General features: G+C 64.7%; 12 protein-coding genes and 1 pseudogene. 6 read left to right on the forward strand and 7 right to left on the reverse strand.

Going from position 1 to position 8,924, the window contains the following annotated elements:
• Nucleotides 1-149: 149 nt before the first annotated feature.
• Together QZX93_RS10770 and eno are read left to right on the forward strand one after the other, a co-directional pair.
• Nucleotides 150-1,223: an MFS transporter gene (locus QZX93_RS10770; RefSeq protein ID WP_295393272.1), complete on the forward strand. Its 1,074-nt coding sequence runs from the start codon at nt 150-152 to the stop codon at nt 1,221-1,223.
• A gap of 30 nt (nt 1,224-1,253) precedes the next feature.
• On the forward strand, nt 1,254-2,543 hold the full coding sequence (eno, locus tag QZX93_RS10775; protein ID WP_295393273.1) for a phosphopyruvate hydratase: 1,290 nt from the start codon (nt 1,254-1,256) through the stop codon (nt 2,541-2,543).
• 84 nt (nt 2,544-2,627) lie between these two features.
• Here the strand turns inward: eno and QZX93_RS10780 are convergent, their stop codons facing one another.
• From QZX93_RS10780 to QZX93_RS10800, 5 genes are all read right to left on the reverse strand, one after another.
• Nucleotides 2,628-2,870 carry a thioredoxin family protein gene (locus tag QZX93_RS10780; protein ID WP_295393274.1) on the reverse strand — a complete coding sequence of 81 codons (243 nt, stop codon included), beginning with the start codon at nt 2,868-2,870 and terminating at the stop codon, nt 2,628-2,630.
• A gap of 76 nt (nt 2,871-2,946) precedes the next feature.
• Entirely contained in the window at nt 2,947-3,996 is a 1,050-nt protein-coding gene (locus tag QZX93_RS10785; protein ID WP_295393275.1) for a permease, read from the reverse strand.
• Between the two features lie 28 nt (nt 3,997-4,024).
• A complete protein-coding gene (locus QZX93_RS10790; protein ID WP_295393276.1) occupies nt 4,025-4,228 on the reverse strand; it encodes a TraR/DksA C4-type zinc finger protein in 204 nt (67 codons plus the stop codon).
• A gap of 70 nt (nt 4,229-4,298) precedes the next feature.
• Nucleotides 4,299-4,490, reverse strand: coding sequence for a hypothetical protein (locus QZX93_RS10795; RefSeq protein WP_295393277.1), 192 nt, complete (start codon nt 4,488-4,490; stop codon nt 4,299-4,301).
• A gap of 276 nt (nt 4,491-4,766) precedes the next feature.
• The gene (locus tag QZX93_RS10800) at nt 4,767-5,309 is read right to left on the reverse strand and encodes a sigma-70 family RNA polymerase sigma factor (RefSeq protein ID WP_295393278.1); all 543 of its coding nucleotides are present in this window, start codon (nt 5,307-5,309) and stop codon (nt 4,767-4,769) included.
• 587 nt (nt 5,310-5,896) lie between these two features.
• Here QZX93_RS10800 and QZX93_RS10805 point away from each other — a divergent pair.
• The 4 genes and pseudogenes from QZX93_RS10805 to QZX93_RS10820 all read left to right on the forward strand — a co-directional run.
• On the forward strand, nt 5,897-6,145 hold the full coding sequence (locus QZX93_RS10805) for a hypothetical protein (RefSeq protein ID WP_295393279.1): 249 nt from the start codon (nt 5,897-5,899) through the stop codon (nt 6,143-6,145).
• A gap of 125 nt (nt 6,146-6,270) precedes the next feature.
• Nucleotides 6,271-6,810 carry a hypothetical protein gene (locus QZX93_RS10810; RefSeq protein WP_295393280.1) on the forward strand — a complete coding sequence of 180 codons (540 nt, stop codon included), beginning with the start codon at nt 6,271-6,273 and terminating at the stop codon, nt 6,808-6,810.
• 53 nt (nt 6,811-6,863) lie between these two features.
• Nucleotides 6,864-7,136: an antitoxin gene (locus tag QZX93_RS10815; protein WP_295393281.1), complete on the forward strand. Its 273-nt coding sequence runs from the start codon at nt 6,864-6,866 to the stop codon at nt 7,134-7,136.
• A 34-nt stretch (nt 7,137-7,170) separates the two neighbouring features.
• Nucleotides 7,171-7,326 (forward strand): annotated as a pseudogene (locus QZX93_RS10820) (PIN domain-containing protein); the annotation flags it as partial.
• Between the two features lie 359 nt (nt 7,327-7,685).
• Here the strand turns inward: QZX93_RS10820 and QZX93_RS10825 are convergent.
• Together QZX93_RS10825 and QZX93_RS10830 are read right to left on the reverse strand one after the other, a co-directional pair.
• On the reverse strand, nt 7,686-7,862 hold the full coding sequence (locus tag QZX93_RS10825; RefSeq protein ID WP_295393282.1) for a hypothetical protein: 177 nt from the start codon (nt 7,860-7,862) through the stop codon (nt 7,686-7,688).
• A 116-nt stretch (nt 7,863-7,978) separates the two neighbouring features.
• Nucleotides 7,979-8,776, reverse strand: coding sequence for a CAP domain-containing protein (locus QZX93_RS10830; protein ID WP_295393283.1), 798 nt, complete (start codon nt 8,774-8,776; stop codon nt 7,979-7,981).
• Nucleotides 8,777-8,924 lie beyond the last annotated feature (148 nt).

Raw genomic sequence — 8,924 nt, forward strand, 5'->3', positions numbered from 1 at the left:
ACATGTCGGCTTAATAAAATCAGTTGGTTGCCGATTTTATCGAGCCCCATCGAAGTCGGCGCCGGGCCAACTTCGATCTTAGGGTCAGATTATAACAGATTGCGCTGATTGATTTTTTACGGTTTGCTGCCAGGCACTATCTAACCACGGTGCTAATGGCTGGTCCGCGCGCCCTGGGGCTGATCGAAGGCATCGCGGAGGCCACTGCCAGCCTGTTGAAGCTCTTTTCCGGCGTGATCGTGGATCGCACCCAAAGCGCCAAGCCCTGGGTGGTGGGGGGCTATGCCCTGGCCGGCTTCGCGCGACCGTTGATCGCGTTCGCAGCGAGCTGGCCCGCGGTGGCACTGCTGCGCTTCGGTGACCGAGTCGGCAAGGGCCTGCGCAGCTCCCCGCGGGATTCGCTGCTCGCCGCCAGTGTGGACCCTTCAGTGCGCGGACTGGCCTTCGGTCTGCACCGCGCCATGGACAACGCGGGCGCCGTGGTGGGGCCTGTGTTGGCGGCCCTGTTGCTGGGTCTTGAGTGGGAGCTCCGGGAGGTCATCCTGTTTGCTGCCGTCCCCGCCGTCGCCTGCCTGATCATGGCCCTGCTGCTGCGCGAGCCGGCACCGGACGGGGCACGCCCCACACCGCCCGCCTTCTCCTGGCGGCTGGCCGGGCTCCCGCCCGCTTTCAAACGCTATCTGGTGGTGTTGGGCCTGTTCACCTTGGGCAATTCGTCGAATATGTTCCTGCTGCTGCGCGCCCAGGAGCTGGGCCTGCCGCAGAGTCAGGTGCCGCTGGCCTGGGCGGCCGTGTCGCTGGTCGCCACGCTGTTCTCGACCCCCTTGTCGGCCCTGTCCGACCGGGTGGGACGGGTACGTCTGATCGTCGCCGGCTGGCTGGCCTACGGGTCCTTCTATTTTGGCCTGGGGTTACTGCCGCCCGGAACGCCGTTTGCCCTGTTCGGCCTGTTCGCCTTCTACGGCATCTTCATGGCCGCGACCGAGGGTGTGGAAAAGGCGCTGGTGGCGGACCTGGCACCGGCGGCACTGCGCGGTACCGCCTTCGGCTGGTTCAACCTGACCGCGGGGCTGCTGCTCCTGCCGGCCTCGCTGCTGTTCGGCGTCCTGTATCAAGGCGTCGGGGCGCTCGCGGCCTTCGGTTTCTCGGCCGCCTGTGCCTTCGCCGCAGCGCTGTTGCTCCCAACCTGGGCCTTACGCGGGACCCAACCTGCTCCACACTGAGGCCGCTTCACCCTGACGAGGAGTTGACTGATGAAAACGACCATCCAAGCCCTGCACGCCCGCGAGATCCTGGACTCCCGCGGTAATCCCACCGTCGAGGTGGAAGTGACCCTGGAGGACGGCGCCTTCGGCCGCGCGGCGGTGCCGTCGGGAGCCTCGACCGGCATCCACGAGGCCCTGGAGTTGCGCGACGGGGACCCCGCCCGTTATGGCGGCAAGGGGGTGCAACAGGCCGTCGGTCACGTCAATGGCGAGCTTGCCGCAGCCCTGGTCGGCCTGGACGCGCTGGATCAGGGCGGGGTGGACCGCACCATGCTGGCGCTGGACGGCACACCGCTCAAGTCCAAACTCGGGGCGAACGCCATTCTGGGAGCCAGCCTGGCGGTGGCCCGCGCTGGCGCCGTGGCCACCGGACTGCCGCTCTTCCGCTACCTGGGCGGGTCGGCCGCCTGTCGCCTGCCGGTACCTATGTTCAACATCCTAAACGGCGGCGTCCATGCCAACTGGCAGGGCACGGACTTCCAAGAGTTCATGATCGCCCCGGTGGGCGCCGGCAACTTCGCCTCGGCCCTGCGTTGGGGGGCCGTGGTCTATCACACCCTGAAGAAGGTGCTGAAGGATGCCGGCCACTCCACCGGCGTGGGCGACGAGGGCGGCTTCGCCCCGGCCCTGAAACGCAACGCCGAGGCGGTGGAGGTGATCCTCAAAGCGATCGAGGATGCGGGGTATCGGCCGGGCGAGGACATCGTGATCGCCTTGGACCCGGCTTCCAGCGGCTTCTATGAGGACGGTTTCTACCACCTGCGCACTGAAGGTCGCAAGGTGGACGCCGCCGAGATGGTGGCCATCTATGCCGATTGGGTCGCCAGATATCCCATCGCCGTGCTCGAAGACGGGCTGGCCGAGGATGATTGGGCGGGCTGGAAGCTCCTGAACCACACGCTGGGTGACAAGATCGAGCTGGTTGGCGATGACCTGTTCGTCACCAACGTGGAACGCATCGCCCGTGGCATCGCGGAGGACGTCGCCAACGCCGTGCTGATCAAGCTCAACCAGATCGGCAGTCTCACCGAGACGGTGGCCGCGGTGCATCTGGCCTACAGTGCCAACTGGGGGGCGATGGTGTCACATCGTAGCGGCGAGACGGTGGACAGCTTCATCGCCGATCTGACGGTGGCCCTGGGCACCGGGCACCTGAAGACCGGCGCGCCCTGCCGCGGCGAGCGGGTCGAGAAGTACAACCAGTTGCTGCGCATTGAGGAGGCACTGGGCGCGTCTGCCGTCTATGCCGGACACGGGGCCTTCGTGCGCGGCGGATAGCGGGGTTAAGGACGACGACGGCGCGGCGCGTCTGGTCCCGGGTGACGCGTTCGGATCAGCCTCAGCTGCAGTGAACGATTGGGCTCAGGCCGCCGGGCCAAACCAACTTTCCACCTTCTTGCGGTCAGGTATGCCACCGGCGTGGACGACTTCGCCATCGATCACCACGCCGGGGGTGGATAGAATCCCATAGCGTACGATCTCGGCCATTTGATCCACCTTCTCCAACTGGATCTCAATGCCTTTGGCGCGGGCGACCTCGCCGACCAGGGTCAACGTGGCCTGGCAGTTGCGGCAGCCGGGGCCGAGGACTTTGACGTTTTTCATGGTGTGCTCCGGTAGAAAACGGGTTGGTCACAGAGGGAGACGAAGTCCGGGCGAAAAGGATGCAACACAGCATCCGTCACAGCACCAGATTGAAGACATAGCCCACCAGCAGGATGCCGGTCGCCACCACCCCGATGAAGGTCGCGATCAGGGGCCACTTGAGCACCTTGCGCAGGATCAGCATCTCCGGCGCGGAGAGCGCGATGACACTCATCATGAAGGCGAGCGTGGTACCGAGCGCCGCCCCCTTGCCGATCAGGGCCTCGACGATCGGCAGTATTCCCGCGGCATTGGTGTACATGGGCACGCCGAGCACCACCGCGGCGGGCACGGCCCACCAGACATCGCGGCCCATGAAACTGGCCATGAAGTCCTCTGGCACGAAGCCGTGGATGGCCGCTCCCAGCCCGATGCCGACCAGGACATAGGGCCAGACCTTACCGACGATCTCGCGCACATGACGCCAACCGGCCTCGAAGCGCTCGACCCAGCCGTACCCCGTGCCGCTGGGGGCCACTGCCGCACCCTGGTGGATGGCACGCACCCAGTCCTCCAGATAGCGCTCCATCTTGAGCTCGCCGATGATGAGCCCGGCCACGATCGCGATCAGGAGCCCCATCCCCAGATAGAGTGCCGCCACCGTCCAGCCGAACAGGCCCAGCAGTAAGACCAGGGCGATCTCGTTGACCATCGGCGCGGCGATCAGAAACGAAAACGTGATCCCCAGCGGCACCCCGGCCGAGAGAAAGCCGATGAACAGCGGTACCGCCGAGCAGGAGCAGAAGGGCGTGACGATACCCAGGCTCGCGGCCATGGCGTTGCCGATCCCCAGCCGCCGCCCGGCCAGCAGCGCCCGGGTGCGTTCCGGGGCAAAGAAGGTCTGGATCACACCCATCACGAAGACGATGCCGGTGAGGAGCAGCAGCACCTTGGGGGTGTCGTAGAGGAAGAAATGGACCGCCTCGCCCCAGTGGGTTGCGCGCGACAGTCCGGCGGCCGACACCAGCCAATCGGCCAGGGCGGCGAGATGCCAATAGACCACCACCCACACGGCGGCGGCCAGCGGTAAACCCCAAAGCCAATAGGCCAGGACGCGGGTTTCGGCGGGGGAGGTTTCGGTGGACATAGTGAGGGTCTCGGTCGGACGGCAGCGATCAGCGATCGTCGCCAGAGCAGGGGATGCAGACGGGTTTCTCGCCCAGTATCCGCAGATAGGCGCGGGCGGCCGGCTCCCCGCAGGCGGAGCAGGGCACGAAGCCCATGACCTCCGGCAGCCAGTCACGCTCGAACTGGAAGACCTCCCCCAGGGTCAGCGCGAGCTTGCCGTAAGGGGTCTTCTCCAGGCTGCCTTTACCCATGTGAAAAGGCGGTAATCGATGCGCAGTTGCAGTCACAGCAGGTCCCACGCCGTCTTGGCGGCAACGGCAATCAGGACCAGGTGATGGAGGCGATCGACATCCCGACCACATTGAGCAGCAAGGCGGTGGCCATGGCCGTATGCACTTCGATCCCGAACGCCAGAAAGACCGGGATCAGGATCAGTGCCCCGCCCAGCCCGGCCATGCTGAACGCGGTGGTCAGGGCAAAAGACAGCAGGGCGGCGAGGGCGAGCCTGGCCACACTCAAGCCCTCGGTCCTATGCGCCCGGCCACTGTCTTGATTCTGATCATGGATAAAAGCCTTCAGCGAACGGTCATGCCGGCGGGCAGATTGCCCGCTACATGGAAGGAGACGAACGCGACGGCAAAAGGATGCAGCCGGTCGGGGCGGGCCGATCGGCGCAATCCCCCCCAGGTCTCAACACCGGTGCGAGCATCGGCGGACGCGGTACCCGCAGGCCCGCTGTGCTGGAAAAACCCGGCAGACCGGGCCGTGAGTGACTGGCCAGCGACGCCATCACGGTGGGGTCAAAGGCGGCGTGCGCGGAACGAAACAACACACCCGGCCAGCCTCGTCCAGCCGCACCTGGCAAACGGTGGAGAGGTGCTCGCGCAGGCGCTTGCGGGCGCGTTGCACGCGCGACTTGGCACCAGGCAGGGTCAGGCCCTTGAGTTGGGCATAGGCTTCCTGGTTCATCCCTTCCAGATCGCAGAGGGTGAGTGCCTCGCGGTCCTGCGCCGACAACTCCGCCAGCGCCCGTGGCAGACAGGCGGCCAGGGTATCCACGGGCACCGGCTCCTCGTGAGGGTCTGCCAGATCCTCCGGCAGTTCAACCAGATCCTTACGCAGACGCAGATGGTCAGCCAGGGTGTTGCGCGCCACCGCGAACAGCCAGGCGCGGGCGTTGACCATCTCGCAGAACTGGCGGCTCCGGCCCAGGGCCTTGATGAACAGGTCTTGCAGCAGGTCGTCGGCCGCATTGGCATCACCCAATCGGTGAGTGAACCAGGCGCGTAACTCGCGCTCGTGCTGGCCCCAGGCGGTCATCAGGCAGGTCAAGACACCGCTCCGGTCATCGACAACGTCCGCTATTTGACAATAATCTGAAGCAACTTAGGGCAGAAGCTGCCGATCCGTGTCGATTCCGAGCAGCCATCGCTCAATGGCTCCGCGCCGGACCGGACCGGACCGCCGCCCACCGCGCTGCTTGATGAGACCGCGGCCGGCCGTTTGAACAGGGCGCCTAGCGCCGCTGACGACCTTCATGATGTGCTACCAGTGCCCTCAGTGCAGCACCGCGTCCAGGCGATCGGCGGTGAGGATGCGCTCTCCAACCGCCCAAAGCGTTCGCGGAAATAACGGTCGTGCCGTGCCGAGTTCATCCATAGCAGTGCAGGCTAGTACGTCTCTGTTCGCGGGGCAAGTGTCCCAGCTATCAACCGGCATGTTGCACAGATGGCCTCCAAAGAAAGGCACAACTGAGTGACGACGGTTCCAGGCAGCGTCGGCTGGACCATGCCGACGATCCGAACGCCTTGTGCGGCGCGCCGATCTGGCGACGCAGCCCCGGCTGGCCTCATGATGGCGGCGACCAACCACCGAGTAACCCGTACGATGAAGACCCCGAGCGACTGTCAATCGACACCATGAGCTTCCGCCCCCGCTGGCGCGCCCGCGCCTTCGGCTGGCGCGGCTCCAGTCTGGCGATCCAGCGGTTGAAAGAGGCCGTCGCCGAGATCAAGGCGGTCCACCGCAGCGCGCCCGCGCGCGCAGCCGAGGGCGCGATCCTGTTGCTGGAGCGTCTCTGGCCAGCGCTCCAGCCTATTTCCGCGGCACCACGGCCTGCCTCTCCTGCCTGCTCGCCGCCGGGCGTTACCAGGAACTCCTGGACCTGATCGAAACCGCGCCCTTTCTCTGGTGGCACTACCGCCGCTATGGGGTCCGTGCCCTGGCCGCCCAGGGCCAAACCAACGCGGCCATCGCTTACGCCGAGGCATCGTGCGGACGCAACGACAACCCCGTGACCATCGCGCGGGCATGCGAGGAGGTCCTGCTGGCCGCCCGTCAATCGGATGAGGCGTACCGGCGCTATGCCATCGCCGCCAACCAGGCCGGCACCCATCTGGCCACCTATCGGGCGGTCAAGAAAAAATACCCGGACAAGGCGCCCCGTACGGTCCTCGACGACCTCATCGCATCCACCCCGGACGACCCGGGGCGCTGGTTCGCCACTGCCAAGACGCTCGGATTTCTCGACTTGGCCACCGATCTGGCGCGCCAATCGGCGGTGGATATCGGCACCCTACTGCGTGCCGCGCGGGATCATCTCGGCACCCATCCAGCCTTCGCCTTGGATGCCGCAACGGCCGCCTTGCACTGGATGGCCAAGGGGCAGTGCTACGAGATCAAGGCCGGGGATGTGTGGCAGGCAGCGAGTGTTGCCCTGCAGGCTGCCGCGCTCACGGGCGCTCTGGAGCCGACGCAGGCGCTGATCAGCCGACTGGCCGCCCATACCGACACCGACCCCTTCGTCCGCACGCATCTACTCGCCTCCTTGTGAACGATTTCGGCTAGACTTCGCCTATGCGTACAACCTAGGCGAGAGGTGATTCCATGATCGAAACCCAGCCTCGGGCATCCGCCCCGCATCCTGCCCAAGTGCGTACCGCGCGGCTCTTCCGCAACGGGAGCAACCAGGCGGTGCGGCTACCCCGCGACCTCGAGATCGATGCCGACGAGGTGCTGATTCATCGCGAGGGCGACAGCATCGTCCTGACGCCCAAACCGCGCTCCTGGGATGACTACTTCGCGCGGGGGCAGCGACTCACCGAGGATTTTCCCGACGCTATCGACGCGCCCCCACCCCAGGCCCGGGAAGCCCTCTGATGCGTTGGATGCTCGACACCAATACCTGCATGCGGAAATCCGCACCGAGTGGGAGGCCCAAGGGACCCCCATCGGCTCCAATGACCTGCTGATTGCAGCACACGCGATGTACCTGGGCTGCACATTGGTCACGAATAACGTTGAAGAATTCAAGCGGGTCCGCGGGTTGCTTAGGGACAACTGGGTCTGACGCCGCACGCTATGCCGCCCCTGCCAGCCCCGATCGGCGCGCCTCATTCCCTCAGGCGAGGAGACCGCCCGCGGCTGCGCCGTTTCTGTGCCGGCTGAGTCGTCATCGGGATGGCGCGCATCCGCATCACCCCGGCGCATCCCGACTCAGTCGCAGCGAGACCCCTTTGTTCAGGGTCCAACCCCGACAGCCGGACCATGGGGTGGGGCAGCAGAAGCCGCGTCTGCCACCGAAGATATCGCAGGGAAGGCCCCGATGACTGATCAGCCGAACTCAGCTTGAGTCGCCGCGTCAATCCGCCGATAAAATCACGCGGCAAGGCCGCATGACACCGCGACGGGCGGCCACTCCAGGATAGATCAATGAGCCCCGTCGTGCTTGCCAGCGAACAGGGGAAAAAAGGTGCGATCATCCTCCAGCAGATGCCGAGCCACCAATTCCCGGGCCAGGAAATCCACCAACAAACCGAAGTCGCAACTCGCCTTGTCGAACTGCGCCCGGAGCTCCAGGGCGCGCACGGAGGGGAACGTAGACATAGGCGGGCCAATCGCTGGCGCGAGGTTGGCGCAGCTCATCAAGGGCGCGCCAGGTGCCGGGGTATAAGCGGCCGAAGGCTTCCAGGAGATGCCGGGGGCGAAGCACTGTGGCGTTCCTATCGCGTTTTGACTTGGATATACGGCCCCGTCACGATGAAATACCGCCCAGGTACCGAGCGATCAGGGATGTGGATGCTTAACCCGTATGCGCCGGACGGCCCTTTAATTTCGAGCCGCCCTTCGGCCACACCGTGCCGCTCTATCAACTGTCCACTGGTCGGACTGGAGATGACGCGTCCGGTGATACGGTCGGTCTGGACAATGGCAAACGCCGCGGGATAACCGGACTGCGGTGCCAATCGTACCGACAGCACTTCACCTGCCGAGAGGACTTCAGGAATAGCCGTCTCGGAGAACGCGAAAACATTCGCAAACAGTTGGGTACATTTGCGCTTCACCAGTCCGGTGTTTCGGTCCGTCGCCGTGAAACAGCCTACGCCAATATGGGTGCTGTCGTCGGACAAGATATTGCGCCGATGCCCTTCGCTGTTCATCCACATCGTCACGAACTGCGCGGCGACTTGATCGCTTGGCAATGGCGACGAATCGTAGAGCGCGACATTCTCTCGCGTCGTGCCGAAAAAGGTCCGATGCCCCATTCCGACGCGCTGTGCCGGGCCGCGACCGTCGGGCGACTCGTGAGCCATATAGTCCCTGTTAACCATGTCTTCGCTGTGGCGCGTGGCGATCTCAGCAAGGCGCTGGTCCGACAGCAGAGTAGCGAGTCGGCGATTCGATCGCTCGGCATTTGTCAGCACGACTATCCTTTCACACCCGGCACCGCAGTCGGGCGATACTGGATTGCTTTGGCGAGTAGCCGATGGCGTGCCACGAATCGGTGCAACAATGGTCATCCGGGGATTCTTAGAGCCTGTCTAGAAACTAAATTATTGATTTTATAGCAAAAAAATTGTAGAATCTCCGGAATCCATACGAAAATGCGATCTTATTCCGGGTTTCAATATGAATGAAGACAGCATCGAGTCGCCTGCCAGGTATCCT

This window comes from uncultured Thiodictyon sp., assembly GCF_903946935.1.
Classification (GTDB): Bacteria; Pseudomonadota; Gammaproteobacteria; order Chromatiales; family Chromatiaceae; genus Thiodictyon.